Here is a 14559-nt window from a genome sequence, read left to right on the forward strand (position 1 = left end):
CCGGGCCGAACAGGCCGGCCCCGATGCTGTCGATGTCGGCAACCGCGGTCGGCACGTCATCGACGATGTTGACGGACAGCGTGCCCGGAAGGGACACGTCTCCGTCGGTGTCGGTAACCGTCATCGTCATGTCGTCGAAGATGGAATCTGTCCCCGCGTCGGGGTGAGTCGCGCTATGGACGAGCGTGTAGCTGTAGCTCACCTGGCCTGTGCTGGCGTCGTAGCCGTTGACGGTCAGCGTGTTGCCGAGCGGCGTGATGATGTCGATCGGCGTCGATGCGCTGTTGGCAAGAGCCGCGCCCGAAATCACCTGGCCGGCGATGGTCAGCGAGCCGACACCGTCGGGAGAGGCGATGGTGAAGGTGCCGGTGTTGTGTTCGGAGATGTCGCCGTCAACGCCTGGCGCCGACGCTTCGCCCGAACCTTCCGGCCCAGGGCTTTCCGGCAGGCCCTTTTCATTGACGATGGTGTCGCCGCCCTCGACGGAAGGCGTCAGGTCGATGATCGACGGTGTGGAATCCGGCCGCAGGCTTGGGAACAGCTCGCGATGATCCGGCTGGCCGAACGCCAGGTCTGTCGGAGGCAATAGTGCCGAAAGACCGAACCCGTCGCCGATGCCACCGGGGGGAACCGAGAAGTCTGCGCCGGCGCTTGGGTTCGAACCGCCCGGGCCGGCCGAGATCGAACCATCGGCACCGAAGGCGACATCGACGTGGCTCGCTTCAAGAGCGGCCAGCAAGGCCACGCGCGGAACTTCGACATCACCGATGATGAAGGTCGGCACGTTGAGCGCGCCATCCTTGATGAGGATGACTGAACCGTCGGCCTGTTCCAGCAACAGATTGTGGCCGTCGACCTTGATGTTGTCGATGGAGACGTCCGCCGGAAGTTTCACGATGTTGCTGGCGTCGGCCACGTATTCATGCGGCGCGGCTGCCGCCGGCGCTTTCGCCTCCGCGGGTGCTGCCGGCTGAACGGGTGCGCCACTGCCGACATCGACCGGCACCGGCTCGGCAGGCGCCGCCTGAGCGGCCTGCGCTACCTGGATGCCTGCCTGCGATGGCGAGCCGCCATGTTCATGTGAAGAGTGCTCGTCCCAAGAATTCGAGACGGTATCCAAATCGTTACTCGTCGTCATAGCCAAACCCCTCCGGCATTTCCCGGATAGAGACAGTGACGACTTCTGCTTTGCAACTGTCCCGCAATCAATTTCATATATCCTGGTATGCAAGTCTCGGCATTTTTTACGCGTGGTAAACGCGGAGATATAATCTGATATGCATTGGCCGCGCCGCGCCTCGTTTGATATCCGCCGGCTGAGCTGGATTGGTAAACAGAAGTATAAATTTGAATAAAATTTTACACAAAATGGGTATTCCCGATTGAAGGAAACTTATCCACCTTCCTTTCCAGTAATTTGAGACAAGATTGGTACCGTCCACAGTCAAGAGGTGGGCGTTATGAAAAAAGAAAAATCTGCCCTGGGAATAACCGGGCTCAGGCTCATCCTGCTGGCAATGGCGATCACAAGCCTGCCGCAGCCATCATCCGCGAAAGCAATTACCGTGAATGCCGGCGCTGCCGCTGGAGTTCTGGCGGCGGTCGAAACCCCTTCCAGTCTCGGCGGCGTTTCGCTGGCTCGGCCGCAGCCATGGCAGCCGGTTCCAGCCTACTGGATCGGCATGATTTTCAGCAGCTCTGTTGCCGTTGATGAAAAGCGTGGTTCTTCGATCGCGCCGCCCGCCGCCGGGATCGACCCGATCCAGACGGCGGCGATCATTCCCGGCGTGTTCGGTTCTGTTGCCCTGTCGATGCGCAATTTCCCCGTTTCGGCGCGCTGGGCGCCGGTCTACAAGGCAATTGTCGACTGTACCGCGAGCAGCGCGTGCGAACGCAAGAACAGCGCCTTTGCCGAGATCGTCAAGGCAGCCGGGAACAAGCGCTTCACCGATAAGTTGTCCTTCGTCAACTCAAGTATAAATCGCGCCATCGCCTACAAGAAGGACAGCGTGGTTTACGGCAAGCTCGACTACTGGGCCAAGCCCCGGGAAATCCTTGAGCGGCGGGCAGGGGACTGCGAGGATTTCGCCATCCTCAAGATGGCCGCGCTGCTGCATGCAGGCATCCCGGCGCAGAGCATGTCGCTGGTCGTCTTGCAGGATCGCAAGCGCGGTTTCTTTCATGCCGTGCTGTCGGTCAGCACCGGCAGCGGCGTCTTCATTCTCGACAGTTTGAGCAATGTAGTTTCCCGCGACACAGACCTGCCGACCTACGTGCCGCTGTATTCGTTCAGCACCGATCGCGCGTGGATCCATGGCGCGAAGACCGGTTCTGCTCAAATAGCCGATATCAAGGGCGGCCTTTCGACGGTCGCGCCTGGTGAAGGTATGCAGCCGTAAGCTCCCATCAGAGAGTCTTGAGCGCTCTATCTCTTGTTTGACGCAATTTTCCACGGAAACCGCTCACACTTTTCCCGGAATTGCTCTAGCCGCCGAAGACGAACGCCATCAGCAGTTCCGGCTCGACCACCGGCGCCCGCACCGCGCTCAGTTGACCGCGGTAGCGGCGGTCGCCGGCGCCTATGACGAAACCGGTCGCGACCGGCGTCTCGCCATTGGCGTCCAGCCTGGCGAATATGTCGGCGACATTGAGGTCCAGCGCCAGCTTGAGATCCTGGCGCGCGTCCTCGTTCGGCGCCACCGGCAATTGCCGCCGCACCAGTTGCTGGAACGGCGCATTGAAGGTCAGGATCTTCTTCGACGATGCCAGGGCAAAGGCCGGCGAGGGACAGGCGACGAGAATGGCGTTGATGGTCTTGATCGAGGCGAGCCTCTGCAAGGTGACGTTCTGGTCGGCCAGTCCACGCATGCAGGCTACGCGGATTGCCGATGTCAGGTTTCCGGCGTTGGCGTGGCTCTCTGCAATTTCCTCGATCAGTGTGCCGATCGTGCATTTGCGGCTTTCCGCCATCTGCTTCAGCGAAGTCCAGAACGCCCTCTCCAGACGAATGCCGCGGCGCGTGCCGCCACGCGCCACAACCCGGAACTCGAGACCGAAATCCTCACTCGCCAGCGGTGGCAGCAGCCGGTCGCGATCGACCGGGCGGGAGATCGCACTATCGCTCACTCATTGCCTCCTCCCGCGCCTTGTTGATTGGTTTCAGAAGGTAGGTGAGAATCGTTTTGCGTCCGGTCTTGATGTCGACCGAACAGATCATGCCGGGGATGATCGAATAGGTCTTGCCGTCGCGTGTCAGGGTCGATTTGTCGGTGGCGACACGCACCTGATAGTACGGTTCGCCGGTCTTCTGGTCGACAAGGCTGTCGGCAGTGATGTTCGACACCTTGCCTTCGATGCCGCCGAAGATCGAGAAGTCATAGGCGGTCACCTTGATCAGGGCATCCTGGCCCGGCCGGATGAAGGCGACGTCCCGCGGTGAGACCCGGGCTTCGACCAGCAGGGTCTCGGACGTCGGCACGATACCCGCGACGACCGCGCCGGGCTGGACAAAGGCGCCGACCGTGTTGATGTCAAGCGTGTTGACGATACCATCGACAGGCGAACGGATATCGGTACGCGCCACCTTGTCGGTGGCACCGCGTATCGTCTCGTCCACCACCGAGAGATCGGCCAGCGCCTGCGTCAGATCGCTGAGCGCTTCCTGTTGCAGTTGCAGGCCAAGTTCGTCGACCTGAAGCTTGGCTTCCGTGATGGCAGACCTGGCTTTCTTGATGGTCTCTCCGGCAAGCGTCAGCTGACCATTGAGCTCGGTCTGCTCGCGCTCGACGCGGAGCTGCTCGGTTCGCGCCATCAGGCCTTTCTTGACCATCGCTTCGACCAGCTTCGCCTCCTGGTCGCTGACGGCCAGGTTCTTGGTGAGGCGATCGGCATTGGCGTTGGCTTCGTCGAGTTCTTTCTCGCGCTGATCGAGGCGCGACTTTAGAACCGACAGTTTGACTTCGAAGTTGTCGCGCCGCGCGACGAGCAGCTTCTGCTCGTTGTCACAGATTTCCGGCGCCACCTTCTGGATCTCGGACGGACAGGGAAACGCGCCCTCGAGGCTGCCGGTCTGTTCGAATTGGAGCCGTGCAATGCGCGTCTGCAGCGCCCGCGCCTTGGCCTGCTGCTCGCCAAGGCTGGAAGTGTTGAAGGTGTTGTCGAGACGAATGATGAGGTCATTCTTCTTGACGACCTGACCGATCGTCACGGCGATTTCCTGGACCACGCCCGGCTCGCTGGCCTGGATGATCTGGGTCTTCGACGCCGGTATGATCTTGCCGTCGCCGCGTGCGATTTCATCGACCTCGGCAAAGGACGCCCAGGCTACCGAACTCGCAAAGAGCGCTCCGATAATGAATATCGAAGCCGACGCAAAAAGCGGCGGACGGTCTTCCCTGGCTAGCATTTACCACGTCCCAACGTGCTGTATTCACGCATAATTCTGTTCGTCAGGCGCTTGTTTTCTGCAGCGCCTGTATCACTTGGTCTTTCGGTCCATCGGCAACGATCTTGCCCTGCTCGATGACAATCAGGCGGTCGGCCAGCTCGAGCATGCTGAAGCGGTGCGTCGAAACGATCAGCGTCGTGTTGCGATCGAAAGCCACTTTGAGCTGCTTGATCAGCTGGCGTTCGGAAGCCAGGTCCATCGAGCCGGACGGCTCGTCCAGGAACACGATCTTCGGTTTGGTCAGCAACAGGCGGGCAATTGCCATTGTCTGCCTCTGACCGCCCGAGAGATTGGTGCCGCGCTCGCCGACATTCATGTCGTAACCTCGCGGATGGCGGGAGACGAAGTCGTCGACGCCGGCAGCCTTGGCCGCGTCGACGATCTGCTCATCGGTCGCCTCCGGGCACGCCATCAGGAGATTTTCCTTGATGGTGCCGGAAAACAGATCGTTGGCTTGCGCGACGATCCCGACCGCGGCGCGAACCTCCGACGGGTGGTATTGACGGATGTCGATCCCGTCCAGCAGCAGCTCGCCGGAGGTCGGCAGGAAAAGCCTGCCGATCAGCCGCCCCATGGTCGTCTTTCCCGAGCCTATGCGTCCGATGATGCCGATCCGCTCACCGGGCTTCACCGAGAAATTCAGGCCGGTCAGCACTTCGTTTTCGGAACCCGGGTAGACAAAGCCAACATTCCTGAATGCCATTGCACCGTTGCGAATGGGGCGGTTGACGAAACCAACCGTGTCCGGCCGATCCTCCGGCTGCGCCATGATCGAATTCACCATTCGCAGGGACAGCATCGCCTGGCGAAGTCTGGACAAGGTGATCGCAATCTGCCCAAGCGGGGCCACCGCCCGGCCTGCCAGCATGACGGTGCCGATGATGGCGCCGGTCGAGACATGCCCTTCCGAAAAGGCATAGGCGCCGGCCACGATCAAAGCGACGGTGACCATCTGCTGGATGGCTTGGGTTATGTTGCCGGCGGCAGCCGAAAGCTGTTTGATCTTCTCGGACGTGTTGGATGCGTTCTTGGAATGCTCCGCCCATTTTCGCAGAAGGTAAGCCTCTGCGCGCAGCGATTTGATCGTTTCCAGCGTGGAGATGGATTCCACCAGCAGGGCCTGGCGCTGCGAAGCCTCGTTCATGGAAGCGGCAACGCGTTTGCCGATGCGCCGTTGCGTGATCAGCCCGACGATCACCGAGGCCACAAAGGCAATAGCCGGTATGACGACCAGCCAACCGCCTATCGCATAGATGACAAGAAGAAAGACGAAGACGAAGGCTGTGTCGATGAAGACGCTGATGGTGTTCGACGTGAAAAACTCGCGCACGAACTCGTACTGGGTCACCCGATTTGCATATTCGCCGGTTGAGCCGGGCCTTGCCGACAAGGACGAATTCAGCACCTTCTCGAACAGCATATAGGAGATGCGAAGATCGGCCTTGCGCCCGGCATAGTCGATCAGTGACGCTCTGGCGGTCTTCAAGAGCAGGTCGAACAGAATGACCGCGCCGATCCCGATCGACAGCACCCAGAGCGTCGATATCGCCTTGTTCGGCAAGATCCTGTCGTAGACGTTCATGGTGAAGATCGGTGAGGCAAGAGCCAGCAGATTGATGAATACCGCCGACAGGATGACCTTCGAATAGGTGCGCCAGAACGGCCCCATCGTGCCGGTCAGCCAATGTCGCCGCTCGATCTTGGCCGCCGAACCGACGCTCATCGCCTCTACTGCGTTGGCATAGGTTATCGAGAACGAAACGCCGCCACTAATATAACTTCCGGAAAACTCGGATTTGCTGATTGTCGTGCGGCCGTCTTCCTGGGGAGCGGTCGTAAATCCACCGTCCTCGGTCTGGGCAAGCAGCGCTACAGGCAACTGGCTGACGCGAAACAGAATGGCGGGAAGGTCGATGCGTCCGCGAAGAAAGTCGCGATGGCTGAATTCCGTGATTTCAAGACCGATGCGTTCGGCAAGATGCCGGATGGCGTCGATATCGATGCGGGTGTCTGACAGCGGCACGCCGGCAAACAGCACGGTCTCGGAACTCGGCCTGCCCAGGTACCCGGCAACAGCGGAGAAGCAGGCCTTGAACGCCTCTTTTGGGGAGAGGATTTTGGGTTGTGGGTTCACGATCGGCCCGCAGGACTATCGTTCGACCTTGACCTTCCTACTTCTTTCTTACCGGTGCGAGGATGTCGAAAGGCAGATCGTTCGTCTGCTCCGACGGCGTGCGCGCATAGGTTTCGGTGTCGGCCGTTTCAGGCGCATTGAACTCGGCCTTGGCATAGGCGGTGGCCTGTTTTGCCGGCTGAAGATTCATGGTCTTCAGCAACTGCCCGGTTGCCGCCAGCAGCCGGTACTGCGCGAAAAGCGACGCGTAGGATGCGGTGTCGGCAAGCGTAGCTGTGTTGAACCGCGTGTTCTGCGCGTCGAGCACGTCGAGCAGCGAGCGCTGTCCGACCTTGAACTGCTCGCGATAGGACGCCACCAGCCTTTCGTTGGCGGCAGCCTGAAGCTTCAATGTCTTTGCCAGATCGGCCTGCCGGAAGCGGCGATCCCATGACGTACGGACGGCTTCCTCGATCTCGCGCAGAACCTGGTGCAGCACAAGGCGCTGCTCGCTGGTGCGGCGGACCTGCTCTTGCTCGTTGGCTTTGTCGATGCCGCCGCGATAGAGGTTCCAGCGCAGCACCAGCCGCGCCTGCAGGTCGCTGGCGTCGCCATCGTCGCCGTCGATGTCATAGCCGCCGCGGGCGCGGCCTTCGGCGATGACGGAGGGCCCGAATTTCGCCCGCGCCGCATCCACCAGGGAGGCGGCGGCGTCGATATCGCTGTTGGCCATGTGGACGCGCGGATTGTTCTGTCGCGCCAGCCCTAGCGCGTCGTCGAGCGACCTTGGCAGCGCGCTCGAGACATCGCCTGGCCTTGACGCGTTGGTCAGCGGCTTACCGACCGTCTTGAAGAACCGTATCTTGGAAGCCTCCAGTTCTTCGGTCGCCTCCTGCATACGTGCCTTGGCAGCGAACAGCCGCTCCTCGGCCTGCTGGCGATCAGCCTCGTTCAACGCGCCGCCTGCAATACCTTGCCGGATGTCGCCGAGGATTGCCTGGTGAAAGCCCAGATTCTTCTTCGCTTCCGAAACGATCGAAGCCTGCAGCATGTATTCGAGATAGTCCTGGACGACAGACAGTCCAATGAATTCAGACCGTTCCAGCACCCGGAACGATGCGCCGTCGACCCGCGACGCCTGACGGTTCAGTTCCGCCCGCCTTGCGCCGCTGTCATAAAGCGTCTGCGTGACAACGACATCGGCTTCCGACGGATAGAGCGCGTCATCCTCTATGGACAGCGAACGCCGGGAGGAATTGTCGAGACGACGAACCCCCGCCGACGCCTCGACATCGACGCTGGGAAGATAAAGTCCCTTCGCTTGGCGTAGCTCGAATTCGATTGCTTCGCGGTTTTCGATCGCTTGGCCAATTTCGGGGTTGGACTCCACCGCAACCGCCATCGCCTCCTGGAGAGTGAGCGCGTGAGCATTCCCACAACTCAATATGGCGACCGTCGTCAGCAGGCCGAGGCGCTTGCCTATCGCCGACATAGATGTCGTATTCATTTCACCCCACCCCAACGTTCCCCTGCGCCATTATTGCCAGGCGTTACAACTCAACCGTGATTGTTCACAAATTTGCAAAATATGGGAGCACTTATTGATTTAGGGACCGCTAAAACGCTAAATTCAAGCAAAATTCTATAGAATGTCGCAAAAATGGCACATAAAATACCCACTGCGGTTTTTGAGTAACAGCCGTCCGAGTTTGAACAGGCAAGCGAAACCGCTCCGGGAAGGAGGACCGCAAGGCCACCTTACGACCTATTTGCTCCTGATAGCTTGACTATTTCTGGGTGTATTTTTTCAGCGAGGTGACCGACAACATCTTGGTTGGCGGCTACAATCGGCAGGATAATCTTAGCCCGCTTGCCAGAGCCTGGAACCGACACCCCGGTCTTTCTTCGACCTGAAGCGTGGGCATAAATCCCTGAGCCGGCGAATAAAGGCCGACAACTGCTTCACTGGCCAGCGTGCCAGCATAGGGCTCATATGACGGCCGATCAACGACTCGGTCAACCGAAGAGGTGACGGTACTTTTTGAGGCGGTTCTGTAGGCCATCGAATGCCGCAAGGTCCAAAAATCGCTCCATTGAACCCGATAGCTGGTGAAACCTCAAAATAGTTCTTGCGGCGATTTTCCGTTAAAATCAAAAGCGCAATTTTTTTGACGGTTAGTGTCCGCCTTTTCGCAGCTCAGAAAAAAATCTGACTGGAATTGAGTCATACGCTGTTTAAACAATGCGGAACGAAGTGGTCGGTTGCGCCACCACTTTGCAGGACGACATACGAGAGTTGCAGGACGAGCGCGGTCAAACATCGAGGGCCGCCGGCTCGTTAGATACCACTACTCGTTCCTCCGCGCCATTCCAACAGGCTGAACTTCGAGGCAAGTGAGCCGGTCCTGGTCCGGCGCCTCGACTCGTAAATCCATTCCACCGATCACAACTGCCTGCAAGCTGCCGCTTGTTTGTTACTTCCCAAGTCTCATCGGCCATATCGAGGCGCTAGACCGTCAGCTGGTCGCGCGCTGTTGCCACAGCTGCCGATCTGCAACCGTCCCCATTTCCGCCGTTCTGGACCCTGTCTCCCAACGTTTGCAAAACGAGGTCAGCTATGGTCGGCAGTTTGGGGTCGCGGGAGCATACGGGATGATACGGGACCTTTCAGATTTTGGCCCACCAAAATCCAGCAAAATCAACAATTTCCGTGCGCCCTCCGGGCCCACCAATAACTCACGGCTTACGCCGAACTCTTTGTTTTGTGATCGCATCCGCGAAAAAGCACTCTACCGTCAAAGCTTTTCCCCACCTCTCGATAATTTCGCAAGCTGCCGCTGGCTATCGGCGGATCGTTGATGCGCAACTGTGACGGCGGTCGTTACCGTGGCTCGAGTGTCAGCAGATGTGGTAAGGCTGATTGTCGACGAGTAGCAGAGGGGTCCAGCAACAATGACTTTGAGACGAACCAGAGCTTACGGCGGATCCGGCTTGGTTCTGGCGGTTTGCACTGTATTGGCTTGGCAAAACGCCACCGCCGCTCAAGATTGCTACGCAGCCGCGACGCCTGGCGTCAATTGGCAGGAGTGTGACAAAAAGCTTCTCATCCTGGAAGGACAGGACCTGAGCGGGGCAAACCTGTTCGGTGTTGATTTCACTTCGACCGACCTCAGGAACAGCAATCTCCTTGCGGCAAATTTTGAGAAGGCAACGCTTGTGCGCGCTTCCCTGGCCGGCTCGACCGCCAAAGGCGCCCGGTTCGACAAAATCGAGGCGTACAGGACCGACTTCAGCCAGATGGACGCGCAGGGCGCTGTGTTTACGGGCGCGGAAGTGCAGCGCTCGAATTTCCAGAACGCCAATCTGGTCAATGTTGATTTCACAAAGGCGGAATTGGGGCGTGCACAGTTCCATGACGCCGATATCAGCGGCAGCCACTTTTCGTTTGCCAATCTCGCGCGGGCGGATTTCCGAGGAGCGAAGTTCACCGCACCGATAGACTTTGACGGCGCTTTTTTCTTTCTGACCCGTATCGAGGGCCTCGATCTATCCAATTCGGCGGGTCTGTCCCAGTGGCAGCTCAACATGGCTTGTGGAGACGCCCGGACCGAGTTGCCTTCTGGCATGACGAGGCCAGAAGATTGGCCCTGTCAATTCCAGCAGGAATAGCCCGCCCGTCCGCTTCCCGCCCAAAGGCTGCCGGGCGGCAAAGCGCCTCAATTCAGTCCTCGGCCGCGGGTCAAAGCACGACACTGCGGGACATTTCCGGCAATCTCATTTACCGGCGAACGACAACGACCAAATGGAGGACGGATGCCCAAGGTCAAAGGTGATACCGCTCTGGACAAGGAGCGCGCCAAAACAGAGAAGCTCCTCAAAAAGGTTGGATACACAGCCTTGAAGGAGGCCGGTGTGGTATCCAAGCGACCCGACCTCCCAAATCTAAAGATTGAAAAGCGAGGGAAGTAGCGCGGACACTCCCATGCTGACCTGACCGAAGGCACGCCCAAAATGTAGACGTCTGCTTTGCCTTCTCAAGCTAGGAGTGTGCAGGCGGCGCTTGCGACAACCACAAAGCGGACTGCTGGGGCCGGAAGAAGCTGTCGTATTTCCGCCCCGGTGCGATCCGATACTTCACAACTTTTTCACTTTCCAATTGGGGGGCCATAGTAAATGAACGAAGAGACCGGCGTTCAGAAGTTGGTGCGCACGCTGCGTGCTCGAGCACCTGATGACGCAGCTGAATTGCTCGCTAGAGAGTCTCCCGAGTTCATCCGCGACACACTAAAGCTGTTGCCGGACGGGCACGCCCGTAAGGTGGCCGAGCATTTGCCACTGCATATGCGGCCCATCAGCTCTCATGACGGTGAGATGGGTTTCGCGATCCCCGAGTCGCTCGTCGACGTGATGGACCCGATCCCCGCCAGCGTTCCTGTCGGGACGACGGTTGCTGCCGCGGTGGAAGCTGTCAGAGGCGCCCAGGTGCCGACCGAGCTCACTTATCTCTACGTCACGGACGAGGGCAATAGACTGGTTGGCCTAGCGGTCCTGCGCGATCTGATGCTGAGCGAACCCGACGCGATTGTCGATCACATCATGCTGCCCAGGCCGTTCGCTCTTGATGTCGGTCTCTCTTTGAGTAACGCATGCAAGGCGGCGGTACGGCGTCACTATCCTGTCTATCCGGTGGTGGATGCGGAGAACCGGCTGCTCGGGCAGGTTCGCGGCTGGCGATTGTTCGAGCAGCAAATCATCGAGATTTCCGCCCAGTCTGGCCAGATGGTAGGCCTCCAGAAGGAGGAGCGCTCTTTTACGCCGCTGTTTTCAGCCTTCCTGAAGCGTCATCCGTGGCTGCAGTTGAATCTCCTGACGGCCTTCATGGCCGCATTCGTGGTCAGTTCGTTCACAGGCACGATCGAGAAGATCGTTGCTCTGGCGGCGTTTCTCCCGGTCTTGGCCGGGCAGAGCGGAAACACCGGCTGCCAGGCACTGGCTATGACGCTGCGTGGCCTTGCCCTGGGGGATGTGGACAAACGACCGAAGCTGCACTTGGTGATGAGAGAGGGCGCGCTCGCGGCCGCCAACGGCGTGCTCGTCGGCGTTGTTGCGGCTGCGGCGATGTGGTTCTATGCCTCGAGGCAACCGGCGTCGGCGGCGCAGGCGCCGATGCTGGCACTTGTGATCCTGCTTGCCATGTCCGGATCGTGCCTCATGTCCGGCATCTCCGGCGTGCTGATCCCGTTGGGCCTGCGCCGGGTAGGCGCCGATCCGGCGGTCGCCTCGGCGATCTTCCTCACCACCGTGACCGATATTGTAGGCATGGGCCTGATGCTGGGGCTGGCCACCATGCTCGTGCTGTAGCAAGCTGCGTGCGGTGACGCGTCCCTGGGCGTTGAGGCAATGAGCTGACCTCGCGTTCAAAGAAATTGCAAGACCCGGGCCGAATCGCACACGCCTCGTGAGAAGCACCTCCGGCAGCTCTCCGTCCCTTGCGAAACGCGACGGAAGGCCTTTGGAGAAGCCGTGGGTGACCTTGAAGCCTGGTGACCAGATACGCAGGATCGCCCACCCAATATTAATCTTGTCGGCTGTGCGATCCACTACTGATGAGATTTGATTTTGTTAAGCCTTGGGCCAAATACTTCAATCACGTGCAGCAATGTTGAGAAGAGTTTTTGACAATCAGCGCAGCCGAAATAGGAATAAACCCGATATCTTGTTGCGCAGCTGCAACAGCTGCTGAGGACTCGCATAAGTCCGGCGACCGTTCAGTCGCCTTTTTCTTGCAGTCGTGCTAAATCCCTCGCACTAGTCGGGTTTGGGGTGGGTTCTCGGCATGCAATCTTCGTTTCGAACGATCTTCGGCTTCGCCGCAGCGCTGCTTTGTGCCGGCGTGTTGCCGGCCGGCGCACAAGGTCTTTTTGGGGCCTATGACGATGCGTTTGCGGCCCGCATCGCCAGTCCGGCCGACAATGGAACGCTCGCCCAATTCGTCACGGTTGCGGTCAACGCTGGGCAATACGATCAGGCGATCTCCTCGATCGAGCAGTATCTGATCCAGTACCCCCGCGATGCGCGCGCCCGGCTTGCGGCCAGCCGGTTGTATTACCATGTCGGGTCCTATGAATTGGCCCGGCGGCAGGTGCAGTACGGCATCGAAGTCGGGGGTCTGACCGCAAGTGAGCAACAGGAAGCTGTTCGCCTGCTCGCCCGCATCGAGCGCGCGTTGCGTGGCGTCACCTGGGAACTCGCCCTGACCGGCGGCGTATTCAGCGCATTCACCGATTTTGAGCCAGGCGGGGCGCAGGACGACGACAGCTTCGTCTCGCCTTACGGGCAGGCGGAAGGTTTTGTGCGGTGGGACCTCGGCACGCCAAGTGCCGACGCGCTCGTTCTTTCGGGGTCGTTGACCGCGACTGAGCGTCTTTTCACGGAAGACCTGTCGGTTCCGGGTGGCGAGAAGACTTTTATCCACGGCAACGCAGCGATAACCTGGGACAAGGGACTGCCCAACAGCGGGATCGATTCGCTGCGCCTGCTGCTTTCCGCGTTCACCGTTACGGATCGTTTCGACAGCGACATTTACGAAACCGGTATCGGCCTCAGTGGACGTTTCGTCGTTCGCCCGACGGTCGAGACGACGCTCTTCGCCGGTGGCGGCTACATCGATCTAAGCGCCTCGCAAGGCATTTTCGCGGATAGCAGGGTCTTCTATGAGGCAGGCGGCAGCTACCGCTTCCGCAATGGCCAGGCGCTCGGCTTGCGCTTTGTCGGCTCGAATGACTTCGCTTCCGGATCGGGCGAAATCAGCCGCAGCTATACGGGCGAGGTCCGCTATGGCGGCCTGTTGATGAACGTACCGGATTTTTTCGCATGGTCGCACCAGATCGCCTTATCGGCCGGCCACAGCGACACTCCCGATCTGTCCGTCGGCATCGGCACAAATATCAAGAGCGACTTCTGGCGCATTGCCTCGGAAAGCGATTTTCAGCTGACGGAAGCGCAGAAGATCAGCGTCGATCTCGCCTACCGCAAAACCAACTTCGCCCTCGCCAACCGCGACCGAAAATCGTTCGAAATGCTCATGAGCTATACGTTGACGCTCAATTGAAAGAGGCCGCGATGAGGTATCATCAGATCGTCATTTTTATCGCCTGCCTCGCCTTCGCGGCACCATCCGCTGCTGAGACGGTCGGGTCGATGACGGCCTACCAGACCATCATCGTCCGCAATAACGGCGGGACGATGAACGTTGGCGCCGGCGTCGAACTCGGCGACCAGTTGCGCAGCAATCCCACCGGTCTCGGAATGCTGGTGTTCCGGGATGAATCGAGCGCCAAAATTGGTCCAAACACCAGCCTGACGATCGATGAGTTCGTCTACAATCCGGGCTCCGGGTCGGGAAAGATCGACATCGGGATGAACAGCGGCCTGGCCCGTTTTTATGGCGGCCAGGTTTCGAAAGGGGGCGTCATGCAGGTTGCGACGCCGCACATGGTGCTCGGAGCGAGAGGCGGCATCATCGAAGTGCTGGTGGCAGCCGGCCAGACCGTCGGCATATTGCGCGCCGGCCGCATGACCTGCACGATCAATGGCAAACGGCTGGTCATCACGAACCCGGGCTACGCCTGCACGTCGGACGATGGCAAGCTTCTGGCCGGCTACGGCGGCATCGACGCCTTCCCGATCTTGGACAGTATCGACCGGATAGCGGGAACCGGCCTGCCGGGCGCACCGGGTCCTGGGTTGGACGTAAGCGCAATTTGTGCGTCGGCTCTAGGCTCCTCGCTCAAAGTCTGCGGGTCCAGGGACGGCGCACTGCCAGGAGTGGTCATGGAATTCCCTGACAGCCCAACGCCACCTGCGGGCAGCGGGGGGCGGCGGGGCGAGTGTGAGGGTGAGGGTTGCTGCTACTACTACAACTGCGATTAGGCCTGGCTGCACGAGATGAGCCACTCGGTCGGTAGGCGCTGGGCTGATTGGCGGCAAGCCGGCAGAC

At 59.7% G+C, this 14559-nt stretch carries 10 protein-coding genes; 5 read left to right on the forward strand and 5 right to left on the reverse strand.

All coding sequences use genetic code 11. The features are described from left to right. The coding region (locus NKJ75_RS24415) for a hypothetical protein (RefSeq protein WP_352500304.1) at nt 1-1138 on the reverse strand (1138 nt) is incomplete at its 3' end. Between the two features lie 322 nt (nt 1139-1460). On the opposite strand from NKJ75_RS24415, the gene NKJ75_RS24420 reads away from it, so the two are divergent. Continuing rightward, entirely contained in the window at nt 1461-2399 is a 939-nt protein-coding gene (locus tag NKJ75_RS24420; protein ID WP_352500305.1) for a transglutaminase-like cysteine peptidase, read from the forward strand. 85 nt (nt 2400-2484) lie between these two features. Here NKJ75_RS24420 and NKJ75_RS24425 read toward each other — a convergent pair whose 3' ends face one another. The 4 genes from NKJ75_RS24425 to NKJ75_RS24440 are packed head-to-tail and all read right to left on the reverse strand — an operon-like array spanning nt 2485 to nt 8067. Next, nucleotides 2485-3126 carry a ribbon-helix-helix domain-containing protein gene (locus NKJ75_RS24425; protein ID WP_023712249.1) on the reverse strand — a complete coding sequence of 214 codons (642 nt, stop codon included), beginning with the start codon at nt 3124-3126 and terminating at the stop codon, nt 2485-2487. Then, entirely contained in the window at nt 3116-4405 is a 1290-nt protein-coding gene (locus NKJ75_RS24430) for an HlyD family type I secretion periplasmic adaptor subunit (protein ID WP_352500306.1), read from the reverse strand. The genes NKJ75_RS24425 and NKJ75_RS24430 overlap by 11 nt, the downstream gene beginning before the upstream one ends. Before the next feature lie 43 nt (nt 4406-4448). Then, nucleotides 4449-6581 (reverse strand): type I secretion system permease/ATPase, encoded by a 2133-nt coding sequence (locus NKJ75_RS24435; RefSeq protein ID WP_023687775.1) that lies wholly within the window; start codon nt 6579-6581, stop codon nt 4449-4451. Between the two features lie 37 nt (nt 6582-6618). Then, a complete protein-coding gene (locus tag NKJ75_RS24440) occupies nt 6619-8067 on the reverse strand; it encodes a TolC family protein (RefSeq protein ID WP_023687776.1) in 1449 nt (482 codons plus the stop codon). Nucleotides 8068-9512: 1445 nt separating this feature from the next. Between NKJ75_RS24440 and NKJ75_RS24445 the strand changes: the two genes are divergently transcribed. The 4 genes from NKJ75_RS24445 to NKJ75_RS24460 all read left to right on the forward strand — a co-directional run bounded on the left by NKJ75_RS24445 (nt 9513) and on the right by NKJ75_RS24460 (nt 14492). Continuing rightward, a complete protein-coding gene (locus tag NKJ75_RS24445; protein WP_023687777.1) occupies nt 9513-10229 on the forward strand; it encodes a pentapeptide repeat-containing protein in 717 nt (238 codons plus the stop codon). A gap of 504 nt (nt 10230-10733) precedes the next feature. Further along, nucleotides 10734-11921 carry a magnesium transporter gene (locus tag NKJ75_RS24450; RefSeq protein ID WP_023736095.1) on the forward strand — a complete coding sequence of 396 codons (1188 nt, stop codon included), beginning with the start codon at nt 10734-10736 and terminating at the stop codon, nt 11919-11921. Between the two features lie 535 nt (nt 11922-12456). After that, nucleotides 12457-13671, forward strand: a complete 1215-nt coding sequence (locus tag NKJ75_RS24455) for a tetratricopeptide repeat protein (RefSeq protein WP_352500307.1) — start codon at nt 12457-12459, stop codon at nt 13669-13671. Then, nucleotides 13668-14492, forward strand: coding sequence for a FecR family protein (locus NKJ75_RS24460; RefSeq protein WP_023687780.1), 825 nt, complete (start codon nt 13668-13670; stop codon nt 14490-14492). Before NKJ75_RS24455 ends, NKJ75_RS24460 begins: the two co-directional genes overlap by 4 nt. The last annotated feature ends 67 nt before the right edge of the window (nt 14493-14559 follow it).

Origin of the sequence: Mesorhizobium sp. M0058, from assembly GCF_040323095.1 — a bacterium.
Classification (GTDB): domain Bacteria; phylum Pseudomonadota; class Alphaproteobacteria; order Rhizobiales; family Rhizobiaceae; genus Mesorhizobium.